At 72.0% G+C, this 13,700-nt stretch carries 14 protein-coding genes; 9 read left to right on the top strand and 5 right to left on the bottom strand.

The window, feature by feature from the left end:
• Window positions 1-39 precede the first annotated feature (39 nt).
• From OP04_RS39880 to OP04_RS39870, 3 genes are all read left to right on the top strand, one after another.
• Entirely contained in the window at window positions 40-840 is an 801-nt protein-coding gene (locus OP04_RS39880) for a tryptophan 2,3-dioxygenase (RefSeq protein ID WP_033345207.1), read from the top strand.
• Between the two features lie 102 nt (window positions 841-942).
• Window positions 943-2,199, top strand: coding sequence for a kynureninase (kynU, locus tag OP04_RS39875; RefSeq protein WP_033345149.1), 1,257 nt, complete (start codon window positions 943-945; stop codon window positions 2,197-2,199).
• Window positions 2,199-2,924: an alpha/beta hydrolase family protein gene (locus OP04_RS39870; RefSeq protein ID WP_033345148.1), complete on the top strand. Its 726-nt coding sequence runs from the start codon at window positions 2,199-2,201 to the stop codon at window positions 2,922-2,924. The genes kynU and OP04_RS39870 overlap by 1 nt, the downstream gene beginning before the upstream one ends.
• A 12-nt stretch (window positions 2,925-2,936) precedes the next feature.
• Here the strand turns inward: OP04_RS39870 and OP04_RS39865 are convergent, their stop codons facing one another.
• Window positions 2,937-3,233, bottom strand: coding sequence for a hypothetical protein (locus OP04_RS39865; protein ID WP_033345147.1), 297 nt, complete (start codon window positions 3,231-3,233; stop codon window positions 2,937-2,939).
• A 67-nt stretch (window positions 3,234-3,300) separates the two neighbouring features.
• On the opposite strand from OP04_RS39865, the gene OP04_RS39860 reads away from it, so the two are divergent.
• Together OP04_RS39860 and OP04_RS39855 are read left to right on the top strand one after the other, a co-directional pair.
• On the top strand, window positions 3,301-4,401 hold the full coding sequence (locus OP04_RS39860) for a M20 family metallopeptidase (protein WP_033345146.1): 1,101 nt from the start codon (window positions 3,301-3,303) through the stop codon (window positions 4,399-4,401).
• A 53-nt stretch (window positions 4,402-4,454) separates the two neighbouring features.
• The gene (locus OP04_RS39855) at window positions 4,455-5,660 is read left to right on the top strand and encodes a GGDEF domain-containing protein (RefSeq protein ID WP_033345145.1); all 1,206 of its coding nucleotides are present in this window, start codon (window positions 4,455-4,457) and stop codon (window positions 5,658-5,660) included.
• A gap of 4 nt (window positions 5,661-5,664) precedes the next feature.
• Here the strand turns inward: OP04_RS39855 and OP04_RS39850 are convergent, their stop codons facing one another.
• Window positions 5,665-6,519: an SDR family oxidoreductase gene (locus OP04_RS39850; RefSeq protein ID WP_033345144.1), complete on the bottom strand. Its 855-nt coding sequence runs from the start codon at window positions 6,517-6,519 to the stop codon at window positions 5,665-5,667.
• A gap of 133 nt (window positions 6,520-6,652) precedes the next feature.
• On the opposite strand from OP04_RS39850, the gene OP04_RS39845 reads away from it, so the two are divergent.
• The 3 genes from OP04_RS39845 to OP04_RS39835 all read left to right on the top strand — a co-directional run bounded on the left by OP04_RS39845 (window position 6,653) and on the right by OP04_RS39835 (window position 8,586).
• Window positions 6,653-6,994: a winged helix-turn-helix transcriptional regulator gene (locus tag OP04_RS39845; RefSeq protein WP_033345143.1), complete on the top strand. Its 342-nt coding sequence runs from the start codon at window positions 6,653-6,655 to the stop codon at window positions 6,992-6,994.
• Window positions 6,995-7,012: 18 nt separating this feature from the next.
• Window positions 7,013-7,894 carry an LLM class F420-dependent oxidoreductase gene (locus tag OP04_RS39840; protein WP_033345142.1) on the top strand — a complete coding sequence of 294 codons (882 nt, stop codon included), beginning with the start codon at window positions 7,013-7,015 and terminating at the stop codon, window positions 7,892-7,894.
• 293 nt (window positions 7,895-8,187) lie between these two features.
• Complete coding sequence (locus OP04_RS39835) at window positions 8,188-8,586, top strand: YchJ family protein (RefSeq protein WP_051799795.1); 399 nt, start codon at window positions 8,188-8,190, stop codon at window positions 8,584-8,586.
• 34 nt (window positions 8,587-8,620) lie between these two features.
• Here OP04_RS39835 and OP04_RS39830 read toward each other — a convergent pair whose 3' ends face one another.
• Window positions 8,621-9,709 carry a lytic polysaccharide monooxygenase auxiliary activity family 9 protein gene (locus OP04_RS39830; protein ID WP_033345141.1) on the bottom strand — a complete coding sequence of 363 codons (1,089 nt, stop codon included), beginning with the start codon at window positions 9,707-9,709 and terminating at the stop codon, window positions 8,621-8,623.
• A gap of 157 nt (window positions 9,710-9,866) precedes the next feature.
• A complete protein-coding gene (locus OP04_RS39825; RefSeq protein ID WP_033345140.1) occupies window positions 9,867-10,574 on the bottom strand; it encodes a hypothetical protein in 708 nt (235 codons plus the stop codon).
• 384 nt (window positions 10,575-10,958) lie between these two features.
• Here OP04_RS39825 and OP04_RS39820 point away from each other — a divergent pair, with 384 nt between their 5' ends.
• Window positions 10,959-11,399, top strand: a complete 441-nt coding sequence (locus OP04_RS39820) for a hypothetical protein (protein WP_051799794.1) — start codon at window positions 10,959-10,961, stop codon at window positions 11,397-11,399.
• Here the strand turns inward: OP04_RS39820 and OP04_RS39815 are convergent.
• A complete protein-coding gene (locus tag OP04_RS39815; protein ID WP_232323914.1) occupies window positions 11,361-13,463 on the bottom strand; it encodes an ATP-binding protein in 2,103 nt (700 codons plus the stop codon). The two genes, OP04_RS39820 and OP04_RS39815, sit on opposite strands and share 39 nt — an antisense overlap.
• Window positions 13,464-13,700 lie beyond the last annotated feature (237 nt).

The raw sequence follows: 13,700 nt of genomic DNA, 5'->3' as shown, positions 1-13,700 counted from the left end.
CAGACAAGGCATTCCGGAAGTGGCAAACGCAGAGACATCATTGGCGACGTGATCGAATCCCTGACCGCGGCGCAGCGCGAGGCCAACGCCGGAGCCAACGGCGGCGTGCCGACCGCGGAGTTCGCCGGACGCGTCCCGTACGACACGTATGTGCACGCCACCACGCTGCACTCGCTGCAGCGCACGCTCAGCGGTGACCCGGGCGAGATGTCGTTCCTGATGGTCAGCCAGATCATGGAGCTGTACTTCGGGCTGACCCGCTTCGAGCTGGACGGCGCCCGCACGCTGATCCGCGACGGCGACGCCTGGGGCGCGCTCGCCCCGCTGCGCCGCGCCACGCTCGACCTGGAGGGCCTGAACGCGGCCTGGAAGGCGCTGAGCTGGATGACGCCGGCCGACTTCAACACGTTCCGTGACCTGCTCGGCGAGGGTTCCGGGTTCCAGTCGGCCGCGTACCGGGAGCTGGAGTTCCTGCTCGGGTTGAAGACCGAGTCGCTCATCCGGCCGTTCCGGCGCTCCGAGTCGTACCCCCGTCTGGTCAAGGCTCTTGAGGAGCCGAGCCTGTGGGACGAGACGCAGAGAATGCTGGAAGAGCACGACACGGATTGGGTCGAGGTCTATCGCGTCGACGGTCCGGACAACCACCTGCGGATGCTCGGCGAGGCGCTGACCGGGGTGTCGGTCGCGTTCGGCGAGTGGCGGCACCAGCACCTGATGGCGGTGCGCCGCACGATGGGCGCGAAACCCGGTTCCGGCGGCTCCGCGGGCATAGCGTGGCTGGAGAAGTCGATGGCCCGGGTGGTCTTCCCCGAGCTGTGGGAAGCACGCACGTACATGTAACTCACAGCTGTATGTGGTTGGTTCTTCGCGCGGAGACCATCGACTGCGCGTAACGGGGAGATACATTCTGTGCAACCGTTCTATGTGGATCCCGGAGACGAGATGACGCTGGACGAGTCCGACGCGGTCCGCCGCGATGCCGACGATCCCGGGCGCCGGAGCATGTTCCTGGTGCCGCCCGCGGCCGGTGGCCGCTACGAGGAGTCCGCCTACCTGGTCGGCAACTCGCTGGGTCTGCAACCCCGGGCCGTCCGCGACGAGATGCTGGCCCACCTGGACGACTGGGCCACGCTCGGCGTCGAGGGCCACGTCGAGGCGCACGACCCGTGGGAGAACCTGCCGCAGCGCCTGGCCCTGCCGTCCGCCCGGATCGTCGGCGCGCGCCCGGAGGAGACGGTCGTGATGAACACGCTGACCGTCAACCTGCACCTGCTGATGGTGAGCTTCTACCGCCCGTCCGGCGCCCGCCACAAGATCGTCATCGAGGACGCCGCGTTCCCGTCGGACAGCTACGCGGTCCGCAGCCAGGCCGTGCTGCACGGGCTGGACCCGGAGACCGCGGTGGTCCGGCTGCGCCCGCGTGACGGTGAGGACGTGCTGCGCACCGAGGACGTCATCGCCGCGATCACGGACGAGGTCGCGCTGGTGCTGCTGGCCGGCGTGCACTACCTGACCGGCGCGCGCTGCGACATCCCGGCGATCACCGCGGCCGGGCACGCGGCCGGCGCGGTCGTCGGCTGGGACCTCGCGCACGCGGCCGGCAACGTGGAGCTGCGCCTGCACGACTGGGACGTGGACTTCGCGGCCTGGTGCAACTACAAGTTCCTGAACTCCGGGCCGGGCTCGCCGGGCAGCGCGTTCGTGCACACCCGGCATCTGGGCGACCCGTCGATCATGCGCCTGGACGGCTGGTGGGGCACGGAGGCGGCCACCCGGTTCGACATGGCGCCGGTCAGCCGCCCGCCGGCCACCGCGGACGCCTGGCAGATCTCCACGCCGCAGACGCTCGCGCTCGCGCCGATGACCAGCGCGCTGCAGCTCTTCGACGAGGCCGGCCTGCCCGAGCTGCGCGCCCGCAGCCGGCGGCTGACCGATTACCTGATCGAGGCGCTGGACGCGATCTCGCCCGGCCGCCCGCTGGAGATCATCACGCCGCGTGAGCCGGAGCGCCGGGGCGCGCAGATCTCCGTGCGCGTCCACGGGCAGGACGTCGGCCAGCTGGCCAAACGCCTGCGCTTCGAGCACGGCGTGCTGGTCGACTCGCGGAAGCCGGACGTGATCCGGCTGACCCCGGTGCCGCTCTACTCCAGCTACCACGACTGCTGGCGGGCGTCGGCCGCGCTGGCCGCGCTCTGCTGATGCGGGAGGACGACTCCGTCCTGTCGCGGCCCGCCCCCGATCCGGACCTCACCGTCGCCTACGGCGAAGATCAAGATCAGGTCGCGGGGGTACGCCTCGGCGACGCGGCCCGCCCGCTGCTGCTCATCCTGCACGGCGGCTTCTGGCGGCCGCGTTACGACCGCACGCACACCGGCCCGATGGCGGAAGCGCTGCGCGCGGCCGGCTGGACCACGGCCTCGGTCGAGTACCGCCGCATCCCCGGCGACCCGGCCGCGACCACGTCCGACGTGCTGGCCGCGCTGGAGAAGCTCCCGGCGCTGGTCACGGCGCACGACGGCCGGGTGATCGTGATCGGCCACTCGGCCGGCGGCCAGCTCGCGCTCTGGGCGGCCGCGCAGGTGCCGCACGCGGTGGTGGCGCTCGCGCCGGTGGCGGACCTGCGCCGGGCGGAGCAGCTGCGGCTCGGCGGCGGGGCGGTGCGCGCGTTCCTCGGCGGTGCGGCCGTCGATCATGCCGGACTCGATCCGATCCGCGCGCTATCCGTACCCTCGGCGCGGATTGTGCTTTTGCACGGCAGGCGCGACGCGACGGTGCCGGTGGAGCTGTCCGAGTCCTACGCGGCGCGGCACGGCGTGACGCTTGCCGCGCCCGCGGACGCGCACCACTACTCGTTCGTCGATCCGTGCGATCCGCACTGGCCGATCCTGGTGGACACGCTCTCCGGGGTGCCCCGGAGAGCGTGACCGCGGTGCGTCTCAGGCGCGGGTGCCGACGACCTTCGACGTGCCGAACGCGCCGAGCTTGACGTCGCCGGACAGCGCGTCGCCGGACGCCGTCACGTCGAAGCCCAGCTTGACCGGGATCGGCTTGGTGAGGTTCAGCGTGAACGTGGCGCCGTCGCCGGACGCCTTGCCGTCCTGGATCGGCGCGGTCTCGCCGCCCTGCGTGGCGGTGCCGGTGAGCGTGTCACCGTCCGCCGCCAGGGCGAGGACCGCGGTCTGCTTGCCCATCGGAGTGCTGATCTCTACGTTCCACGTTCCCGAGATGCTCATGAGCGCGAGGCTACCTTACTGACGGGTAGCCAAAAAGTGTTCCGCCCAGGTCCGGCACACTGGATCGATGCTGGACGAGGCGTGGCTGACCGCGGCGTACGAACTGCTGGGCATTCCGAGCACGGCGGACCGGCCCGCGGAGCTGGCCCGCGCGCTGGACTGGATGATCGACCGGGTCGGCCCCGGCTTCACCGTGGAGCGGTTCGAGTCACGAGGCAAGGCCTCCGCGCTGCTCTACCGCGGTGACGTGCGGCCCGGCCGGTTCCGGATGATCCTCAACGGGCACCTGGACGTGGTGCCGGCGCCCGGCGACCTGTTCACGCCGCGCCGCGAGGGGGACCGGCTGCACGCGCGCGGCGCCCAGGACATGAAGCTGTCCGCGCTGGTCATGGCGGACGTGTTCCGGGAGCTGGCACCGCAACTGCCCTATCCGCTCGGGCTCCAGCTGGTCACGGACGAGGAGGTGGGCGGCCGCGACGGCACCGGGCACCAGGTCGAGGCCGGCGTGACCACGGACTTCGCGGTGATCGGCGAGATGAGCCGGCTGGACATCACGGTCGAGTCCAAGGGCCTGATCGACGTCACGCTCACGGCTGCGGGGCGGGCCGCGCACGGGGCGTACCCGTGGCTCGGCGACAACGCGCTGCTCACCGTGGTGCGTGCGGTGCAGGCGCTGCTGGAGCGCTATCCGGTGCCGTCCGAGGAGGCGTGGCGCACCACGGTCAACGTGGCGAAGATCGACACGCCGAACGCCGCGTTCAACCAGGTGCCGTCGGCCGCGTCGGCCTGGCTCAACCTGCGCTTCCCGCCCACCGACCCGGACTTCACCGGGCGCACCGTCGCCGAGGTCACCCGGCACCTCGCCACGATCGCCGGGCCGGGCGTGGAGGTCGGCGTCGCGCACGTGGACGCGCCGCACCTGGCCGAGCGGGACCACCCGGACGTGGCCGCGCTCCGCAAGGCCGCGCAGGCCCAGGGCTACGGCGGCGCGTACCTGCGGCGGCACGGCGCCGGGGACGGCCGGTTCTATTTCCAGGCCGGGATGGCCGCGGTCGCGTTCGGCATCGGCGGCGACGGCCAGCACGGACCGGACGAATATGCTGATCTGGGCACGATCCCCGCATATCGGGACGCGTTGCGCGACTTCCTGCTCGGCACGCGTTGGTAAAGTTCGCACCTCCACGGCCGATGGGACAGGTACGGCGGCCGGGGACGGTGGGGATGAACGGTAAGGCGGGGCACGGCGAAGTCGACGCCGGCTCGCTGCAGCAACGACGCGTGATCGAGTTCTCGGCGCTGGGCGTCCGGGTCTTCGGCGTCGTCGGCTGCCTGCTCGTCTTCGCGCTGATCAGGCCCGGTCCGGCGCTGCACGGCATTCCGCAGCTGACCTGGGTGCTGTTCTCCGCGCTGCTGTTCGCGATCACCTGCCTGGTCTCGCTGGCCGCGCTGCGTCACCGCGGCAGCCCGCTCTACCGGCGGCTCAGCCTCGCGCAGATCCCGTTGGACCTGCTCGGCGTGCTGGTGCTGCTCTACGGCACGTCCGGCGACGTGCGTGCCGGGCAGGTCTGGGCCGCGCTGCTGGTCCCGATCTACGGCGGCGCGTTCCGGGACGACCTGCGCGGCGCGTTCGCCAGCGGCGGCGGCGCGATCGTCGGACTGCTCGCGGTCGTGTTCCTGCACGACCCGGCCTGGCTCGCGCCGGGGGAAGGGCTCGCGCTGCCGTCGATCCTCGCGGCGCTGCTGTGCCTGACGCTGCTCACCGGCCTGCCGGCCCGCGGCGCGAACCGGCGCATCGAGGCCATGCGCGACGCGAAGGCCGCGCTCAGCTACCAGGTGCACCACGACGCGCTCACCGGGCTGGCGAACCGTACCCGCCTGCACGACTTCGCCCGCCAGGCGATGGCCGACCGGCGCGAGCTGGCCGTGCTCGCGCTCGACCTGGACGGCTTCAAACAGGTCAACGACACGCTCGGGCACGCGGCCGGCGACGAGCTGCTGAAGGTGGTCGCGGCCCGGCTGCTCGCCCAGGCCCGCGACGACGACATCGTGGCCCGGCTCGGCGGCGACGAGTTCGTCATCGTGCTGTCCGGCGCGGACGCCGGCATCGCGGCCGAGGTGGCGCGGCGCTGCATGGAGGCGGTCGCGGCACCGATCCAGCTGCAGGGCGAGACCGTGTACGTCGGCACCAGCATCGGCTTCGCCACCACGGTCGGCGAGGGCATGGTCGGCGTGCCCGGCACCGCGAGCTTCGGCCGCCGCGACTTCGACGGCGTGCTCCGGGCGGCGGACGCGCACATGTATATGGTCAAGGCGAACCGGAAGGGCCACCATCCGGGACGCGCGCAGCCGCCGCCGTCCGCGGCGTACATGGCCGACCGGCGGGGGCGGCACCGGGCCGCGCTCCCGCCGGGTCCGAGCGTGCGGTGAGGTCTCAGCCCTTCAGCGCCGCCGCGATCGTGTCCGCCACCGGCGTGGTGGGGCGGCCGATCAGGCGGGTCAGGTCGCCGGAGTCGTTGACCAGCGCGCCCTTGGCGATGTTCGCGTCCACGTCCGCGAACAGTTGCGCCACCGGGACGGGCAGGCCGAAGCCGGCCAGCGTCTTCGCGAGCTCGTCCGCCGGCAGGTCACGGTAGGCGACCGGGGTGCCGGACAGCTCGGTGATCACGGCGGCCAGCTCGCCCAGCGTGTACGGCGCGTCCCCGGCCAGCTCGTAGGCCACGTTCACCGGGCCGTCCGAGGTCAGCACCGCACCGGCCGCGGCCGCGTAGTCGGCCCGCGCCGCGCCCGCGATCCGGCCCTCGCCGGCCGCGCCGAGGATCGCGCCGTTCTGGAGCGTCTGCGCGAGCTGGCCGGCGTAGTTCTCGTGGTACCAGCTGTTGCGCAGGAACGCGTACGGCAGGCCGGCCGCCTTGATGTTCGCCTCGGTGGCCTTGTGGTCGTCGGCCAGCGCCATCGCGGTGGTGTCCGCGTTCAGGATGCTGGTGTAGGCGAACAGGCTCACGCCCGCGGCCTTCGCGGCGTCGATGACCGCCTGGTGGTCGGCCACCCGGTTGCCCGGCTCGCCGGAGACCAGCAGCACCTTCTCCGCGCCGGCCAGCGCGGAGACCAGCGTCTCCGGGCGCGTGTAGTCGGCCTCGCGCACCTGCACGCCGCGGGCGGCCAGGTCCGCGGCCTTCTCCGGCGTGCGCGCCGCGGCGACGATCTCGCCGGCGGGCACGCCGCGGTCCAGCAGGTTCTCGACCACGAGACGGCCCAGGTGTCCGGTGGCGCCGGTGACGACGATCATTGTCTGCTCCTCGAAAGGTCTTCACTGCAGCACAGTGCTGCAGGACGAGACTGTACTAACTTTTCGAAAGCGCCAACGAATAGTGAGCACTGACACGAATCGTTGTGCGCCGGGACCGGATACCGTGAGGGACGTGAACCCCGAGCACCTCTACGCCGACGTCTTCGCGCGTAACTGCACGTCTCGCGGCATCCTGGAGGGTGTCGCCGGCAAGTGGGGCGTGCTCGCGCTCGCGGCGCTGAACGACGGCGCCTACCGATTCAACGCGCTGCGCCGCCGCGTGGACGGCGTTTCCGAGAAGATGCTGGCCCAGACGCTGCAGGGCCTGGAGCGTGACGGACTGGTCCGCCGCGACGTGCAGACCACCATCCCGCCGCACGTGGAGTACAGCCTCACGCCGTTCGGCACGGCGGTCGCCGGGAAGCTGGTCGAGCTGGTGGAGCTGATCCAGAGTGAGGTCGATCAGCGGTCCTGATGGTCATAAGATCATCCCATGACCGTTCGATTTGGCGTGTTCGTTCCCCAGGGCTGGCAGATGGATCTCACGGAGATCGCCGACCCGATCGAGCAGTACGAGGCGATGACCGCGGTCGGCAAGGCCGCGGACGCCGGGCCGTGGGACTCGATCTGGCTCTACGACCACTTCCACACCGTGCCCGAGCCCACGATGAACAGCGTGTTCGAGTGCTGGACCGCCACCTCCACGCTGGCCCGGGACACCTCCCGCGTCAACATCGGCCAGATGGTCGGCTGCAACGGTTACCGGCACCCCGCGCTCTACGCCAAGATCGCCTCGACCGTGGACGTGGCCAGCCACGGCCGGCTCTACGCGGGTCTCGGCGCCGGGTGGTACGAGCACGAGTGGAAGGCCTACGGCTACGAGTGGCCGGAGCTCAAGGACCGGATGGGCGCGTTCCGCGAGTCCGTCGAGATCGTGAAGAAGATGTGGACCGAGGACGCGCCGGTCTACCACGGCAAGTACTACTCGATCGACAAGCCGATCAACGAGCCCAAGGGGGTACGCCGTCCGCACCCCTCGTTCTGGATCGGCGGCGGCGGCGAGAAGGTCACGCTGAAGCTGGTCGCCAAGCACGCGAACGCCTGCAACGTCGGCGGCGGCGACCCGGCGCTGATCCGGGAGAAGCTGGCGATCCTGCGCGGGCACTGCGACACGGTCGGCCGCGACTACGACGAGATCATCAAGTCCACCTCGATCCGGATCGACCCGGCATGGAGCAAGGCCGAGACGGCCGCGAAGGTCGAGTCCGTGGTCGAGGCCGGTGCGGACTACGTGATCCTCTACATCCCGCGCGTGGCGTACGACCACGAGCCGCTCCTGACCTTCGCCTCCGACATCATCCCCCAGTTCGCCTGACAGGTGGGTGCGCGGCCCAGCCACCGGCCTGTGGGGCGGGGTGCGCCGGCCTGTGAGGGCGGGGTGCGCGGCCCAGCCACCGGCCTGTGGAAGTTCCCCCCGACCCCGACGAATCCTGACCACGTCGTGAGACGCAGGCGACCAGAGATGGCGGGCGGCCTCAAGACACGTTCTTCGTCTTGAGGCCGTCTGTCATCGCCGGGAGTGGCGGCGAGCCCGGAGGAGCGGAGCGACGACCAGAAGCAGGGAGTGGCGGCGAGCCGGAGGAGCGAAGCGACGACCAAAATCAGAGCATGGCGAAACGGAAGCGGGAGACCGGCGGCGGGTTGTGCCCGTGCGGCGCCGGTAGCGGCTACGACGAGTGCTGCGGGCGTCTGCACCGCGGCGAGTCCGCGGCGACCTCGGCGGAGCAGCTGATGCGCTCCCGGTTCAGCGCGTTCGCCCGCGGCGACGCCCGGTACCTGCTGGAGACCTGGCATCCGAGCACCCGTCCGGGCGACCTGACGCTGGACGAGGGTCAGCGCTGGCTGCGTCTGGACGTCGTGGACACCGCCGGTGGCTCGATCTTCGAGGCGGCCGGCGAGGTCGAGTTCAAGGCGCACTACCGCGCCTCCGGCCGTACCGGCACCGTGCACGAGCGCAGCCGTTTCGTCCGTGAGGACGGCCGCTGGCTCTACGTCGCCGAGGTGTGACCGGCCCCGGGCGTCCCCGGGGCCGGCGGTTTTCTCACGCGCTGGTGGTGCAGCTCAGCGTCGGGCTGGTGTTGGTGCCGGTGGACGTGCCGATGAGGCCGAACGACGTGCTCCCGTTCGCCGGGAGGGTGCCGTTGTAGGCGGCGTTCCTGGCGACCGTGAGGCCGTTCGCATTCGTGGTGACGGTCGCGCCCCAGCTCTGCGTGACCGTCTGCCCGTTGGCCCAGTACCAGGCGACCGACCAGCCCTTGACCGCGGAACCGCCGTTGACGATCTTCACGTCGGCCTGGAAGCCGCCGTTCCACTGACTGGTCACGGCGTAGGTCGCGGTGCACGCGCCACCCGGGTTGAGCGTGGGTGTCGGATTGGCGGTCGCGCTGGGGGACGGCGTCGGCGTCAGGGTGAGCGACGGCGACGGGTTCGGGTTGCCGGAGCCGCCGAAGACCACGTCGCTGCAGAAGTAGTAGACCTGGTCCGCGTGGCTGGCCTTCCAGATCGTGTAGAGCACGGCCCGGCCGCTGCGGCCCGGCGCGCTCACGTTCACCGTGTACGTCTTCCCGTTCAGCACCGGGTCGGACTCGGTCTCGCCACCGCCGGGCGGGATCACGCCGGTCTGCCCGGCCAGTTGCAGGTCACCCCAGGCCAGCCGCTGGGTGAGCGGGTTGAACCCGGGCTTCGTCACGTAGGTCAGCAGATAGTCCGCACCGTGCTGCGCCTGATCGTGCATGCGCAGTGTGAACGCGGTCGGGACGGTCTGCGCCACCCACGCGCCGGGCGTGTCCAGCGCGGAGTAGCGGGTGCCGCCGGTGTTGCCCGCGCTGCACAGCGTGCCGTCCGGGATCGCGGCCTGGTGGTTGCCCTGGACGTTCTCCCGGTAGAGACCGTTCCAGTTCCACATCGCGGTCGAGTCGGCCTGCCATGCCTGCCAGCACATCGGGTCCTGGGTGGCCATGGCCGGGTTCTGGAAGTCGCTGCCCCAGCGCTTCCAGCACCCGTAGTTGCGGGAGGACGGGTTCACCGCGGACCCGTGCGCGAAGGCGCCGTCCGCGAGACCGGTGGTGAGCACGAGCACGGCCGCGGCCGCGGTCAGCAGCAGGCGGCGCAGGACTTTCGGGATGGGCATGAGGACTCCAAGCACTCTCGTCGGTGGTGCGAGAAAGTGCCCGAGCGCGGGTCACGGTGGTGGGACGGAGCTGGATCGCGCCGGGGCGGGGCGCGGTGGGTTGCCCGGCCGCCCGCGCCGTGGGGCTGCGTGGAGGCTCCCCGCAGTGGCCTGAGCCTCACACGAGCAAGAGATGCTTGTCAATGAATGCGCGTCGGTCCGGCGCGGTGGCCAGGTCGGTCATCACCCGTGCGAGGTAGGCCGGTTCCACGTCGAGATGCTCGGCGAGCACCGTCACCGAGCCGCCGACGGCGTGGGTCAGGTGCACCCGGCCGACCGGGTCACCCGTGGTCCGGACCGGCTCGGCCGGGTGGAGGTCGTCCCAGAGCACGCGGGTCGTGCGGCGCGGGAACCAGGGGTGGATCGTGACGCCGTTCGCGTCGAGCAGCAGGTGCGGCCGGGGGCGGACGAGGAAGGTGTACGTGACGCCCATCAGGAGCACCACGACGGCGAGGACCCGGCTCAGCCAGGCGAGGCGCACGTCCGCCCAGCTCTGCTGATCGGGGTTCGCCAGGAACAGGTTCGTGACCAGCCAGGCACCGAGGATCAGCTGGGAGCCCGGACCCAGGAGGCGGGCCGGCGCGATCAGGGTGCCCGGCGCGGTGCCGGCCCGCAGCGACTCCGGTCGCCGGCGGGCCGGCCCGGTCAGGATGGCGTAGGCGGCGAGGGGGCCGGCCATGCTGCCGAGGAACAGCAGGATGAACGTGATGCCGGCGGGCGACCACGCCGCGTCGTCGGACGGGGTCAGCGGCTCGGCGGCGAGACGGAAGAGCGCGGCGGCGATTGCGGCCGCCACCGCGAAGATCCTGATCTGGGTCACGGACACGCCCGGCATCCTATTGCCCGTGACGAAACGGTCCCGTGACAACCTTCAGGGGCCTTCGGCCAAGCCGTGGGTAAACTCCGCTCAGCTTTTCCTCGCTCCGAGTGAGATTCCCATGACCGGGGCGCATGCCATAGCGGGTGTGGCCGGGGCGCTCGGCGCCGCCCACCGGCCGGCCGCCGCGTTCGCCGAGGTCAGCGTCGCCGCGCCGCGCCGCGCCCGAGGGTGGGGCCGGCCTTTCCGGCCGTGCGGCCGGGAGCGTGAAATGCGTTGCCGGGGCACCTGCCGAGGCGTAGACACTCGGGCATGGTGCGGCAACGAGCTGGGCAGCGCCGGCCGGGTGCCGGGCGGGCCGTCTATCAGAAGAATCGGCCGGACACCCTGGGGGTGGATGTCGGGGGAGTGCTGGTGGTGCTGGCGGGGGACGACGTGGACACGTCGTTCTTCGGGGTGCGGCCGCTGGAGACGCCGGCCATGCCGGGCGCGTTTGCGCGGCTGGCGGCGCTGACGGCGGGGCGGTTCCGGGGGCGGGTGCACCTGGTGTCGAAGGCCGGGCCGAAGGTGGAGCGGAACACCCGCGACTGGCTGCACCACCACGGGTTCTTCGCGCGCACCGGCGTACCCCCGGAGAATGTGCATTTCGTCCGTGAGCGACGGGACAAGGCGGCGGTCTGCGCGACGTACGGCATCACGCACTTCGTGGACGATCGGGCGGATGTGCTGGCCTGTCTGGAGACCGTGCCGCACCGCTATCTGATGGGCGGGGCCGAGATTCCGGACTGGGACGCGCTATTCCGAGCTGTTACGCGGCAGCCTGATCTGGAATGACGTGCCCGACTCGGGGTTGAGCAGCGCGATCGTGCCGTGGTGTCGTTCGATGATGGCGCGGCTGATCGCCAGGCCGAGGCCGCTGCCGGGGATCGCCCGGTCGCGCGTGCGGGAGCTGCGGTAGAAGCGGGAGAAGAGCCGGTCGCGCTCCTCCGGCGGGATGCCGATGCCGTGGTCGGAGACGGTCAGCTCGGCCGCGTAGTCGCCGTCCGCGGTGAGCGTGACCGTGACCGCGCCGCCGTCGGGGCTGTACTTGATCGCGTTGCCGATCAGGTTGTCCAGCACCCGCCGCAGCCGCATCCGGTCGCCGGGCAGGACCAGCGAGTCCGGCAGCGTGGCGTGCAGCGTGATGGAGCTGCCGGTGAGCGACGAGAGCGCGGCGCCGACCGCCTCGCGCACCACCTCGGCCAGGTCGCACGGCGTCATCTGCACGGTGGCGTGGCCGGTGTCGAGCGCGGCCAGGTCCAGCAGGTCGTCGATGATGCCGCGCAGCAGCGTGGTGTTGCGGTCGATCACCTCGAGCAGCGCGGGCCCGTCCGCGGCCAGCTGGGCGGCGGAGGCTTCGCGGAGCAGGCTGGTGTACGCGCTGATCGAGGTCAGCGGCGTGCGCATCTCGTGCCCGATCAGCGCCAGGTACTCGTCCTTGCTGCGGGCCAGCTGCAGCTCCAGGTCCTCGGCGCGGCGGCGTTCCAGGAACTGGCCGACGTGCGCCGCGATGCCGGCCAGCAGCGCGACCAGCGTGTCCTCCGGATCCTCGACCACCTCGGCGAAGAACGCGAGCACGCCGAGCGTGCCGGTGCCGGACCGGACCGGGATGGCCAGCGCCGCGTGCAGCTGGGACGTCTCGATGGTGTCCGCGGGCAGCAGCGCGCCGCCGTCGGCCAGGTCGCGGATCCAGACCGGTTCACCGGTGAGCCAGGCCCGGCCGGAGATGCCCTGCCCGTACGCGAGCTGGTCCGGCACGTACATCTCCGCCACGCTGCCCGGCGCGCTCCAGTGCGCGGCGGTCCGCAGCACGCCGCCGGGGCCGTCGACCAGCCACAGCTCCGCGTGTGCCCAGCCGAGCGTGCCGACCACGGCCTCCAGCACGCGCGGCCCGGCCTCCTCCGCGCTCGACGCCTCGGCCAGCGCGGACGTGACCGCCAGCTCGCAGTTGCGGAACCGTTCGGTGCGCTTGAGCTCGGTGACGTCCTGCAGCGCGATCACGGCGCCGAGCGGGGTGCCGGCCGCGTCCGCGATCGGCTGGCCGTCGACGAGCAGCACGCGCGGGCGTTCCCGGGCGGGGCCGGCCAGCACCTCCAGGCCGTGCAGCTCCTCGCCGCGGAACGCGCGGGAGAGCGGCGTGTCGTCCGGTGCCATCGGCCGGCCGTCCGCGTGCCGCAGTCCGAAGTCGAGCGGGTAGCCGCCGGCCGTGAACGGCGCGGGCGTCCGCCCGGTGAAGCGCAGCATCGGCGCGTTGATCAGCACCCGGCGGCCGTCCGCGTCGCAGGCGACCACGCCGTCGTGCAGGTTGTCCAGCACCGCGTCCAGGAAACGCTGCCGCCGGTCCGTGCTCTGCCGGGCCTCACGCTCCGCGACGAACGTGCCGCACACCTCGGCCGCGTGCCCGACCACGGACTGCTCGGCCGCGGTCCACTCGCGCGGCCGGTAGTCGACCACGGCGCAGACGCCGACGACCGCGCCGGTCCGGGAACGCACCGGATATCCGAGGTAGGCGCGCGCGTCCGCCCGTCGGATCGGCGCGTCCGGCGGGACCCGCTCGTCGTCGTGGACGTCGTGGACCACCAGCGGGCAGCCGGAGTCGAGAATCAGGCCGGCCAGCGTGGAGCCGGCGGGCACGGCGCCGAGATCGGTCCACGCGTCCGGCAGCGCGAATCCGCCGCTCATCAGCATGCTGCGATCCTCGAGCAGCTGCACCAGGCCGGTCGGCGCGCCCGCGGCCAGCGCGGCCAGCTCCGCGATCCGGTCAGCGGCGTCCGGGGAGAGCGTGCGGCGGGAGAGGTGCACCCAGTCGGCGTCCGTGTCGCCGGGCGCCGTCACGGCGGTGCTGCCCGTCGTCGTCACCGTCGGAGATCCTCTCGTTTCGCCGCCACTGCGCTCTCAGACTAATGCCGCGAGACACGTCAAAACCCCCAAATCACAGACGCGAGGGTACGCCCCGAGCGCCCCCGGCTCGCTCCGTGTCCGACACGGCCGTTGTCGTCGGTGGGGCTGAAGGGCTGGAGAACGTGACTCCTGCGCGGGCCGCAGGCCCGGCGGCTCGACACGGCACTGTGCAGCGTCACAGCGAGGCTGCGGCCG

Source organism: Catenuloplanes japonicus (assembly GCF_000717135.1).
Classification (GTDB): domain Bacteria; phylum Actinomycetota; class Actinomycetes; order Mycobacteriales; family Micromonosporaceae; genus Catenuloplanes; species Catenuloplanes japonicus.
Note: the sequence above shows the minus strand (reverse complement) of the source record. Positions and strands in the feature narration are given on the sequence as shown.

What these genes read in the sequence shown, in the direction of transcription:
- OP04_RS39840 (WP_033345142.1), top strand. Translation starts at nt 7,013, where the DNA reads ATGACCGTTCGATTTGGCGTGTTCGTTCCCCAGGGCTGGCAGATGGAT.
- kynU (WP_033345149.1), top strand. Translation starts at nt 943, where the DNA reads ATGACGCTGGACGAGTCCGACGCGGTCCGCCGCGATGCCGACGATCCC.
- OP04_RS39850 (WP_033345144.1), bottom strand. Translation starts at nt 6,519, where the DNA reads ATGATCGTCGTCACCGGCGCCACCGGACACCTGGGCCGTCTCGTGGTC.
- OP04_RS39865 (WP_033345147.1), bottom strand. Translation starts at nt 3,233, where the DNA reads ATGAGCATCTCGGGAACGTGGAACGTAGAGATCAGCACTCCGATGGGC.
- OP04_RS39830 (WP_033345141.1), bottom strand. Translation starts at nt 9,709, where the DNA reads ATGCCCATCCCGAAAGTCCTGCGCCGCCTGCTGCTGACCGCGGCCGCG.
- OP04_RS39855 (WP_033345145.1), top strand. Translation starts at nt 4,455, where the DNA reads ATGAACGGTAAGGCGGGGCACGGCGAAGTCGACGCCGGCTCGCTGCAG.
- OP04_RS39870 (WP_033345148.1), top strand. Translation starts at nt 2,199, where the DNA reads ATGCGGGAGGACGACTCCGTCCTGTCGCGGCCCGCCCCCGATCCGGAC.
- OP04_RS39860 (WP_033345146.1), top strand. Translation starts at nt 3,301, where the DNA reads ATGCTGGACGAGGCGTGGCTGACCGCGGCGTACGAACTGCTGGGCATT.
- OP04_RS39835 (WP_051799795.1), top strand. Translation starts at nt 8,188, where the DNA reads ATGGCGAAACGGAAGCGGGAGACCGGCGGCGGGTTGTGCCCGTGCGGC.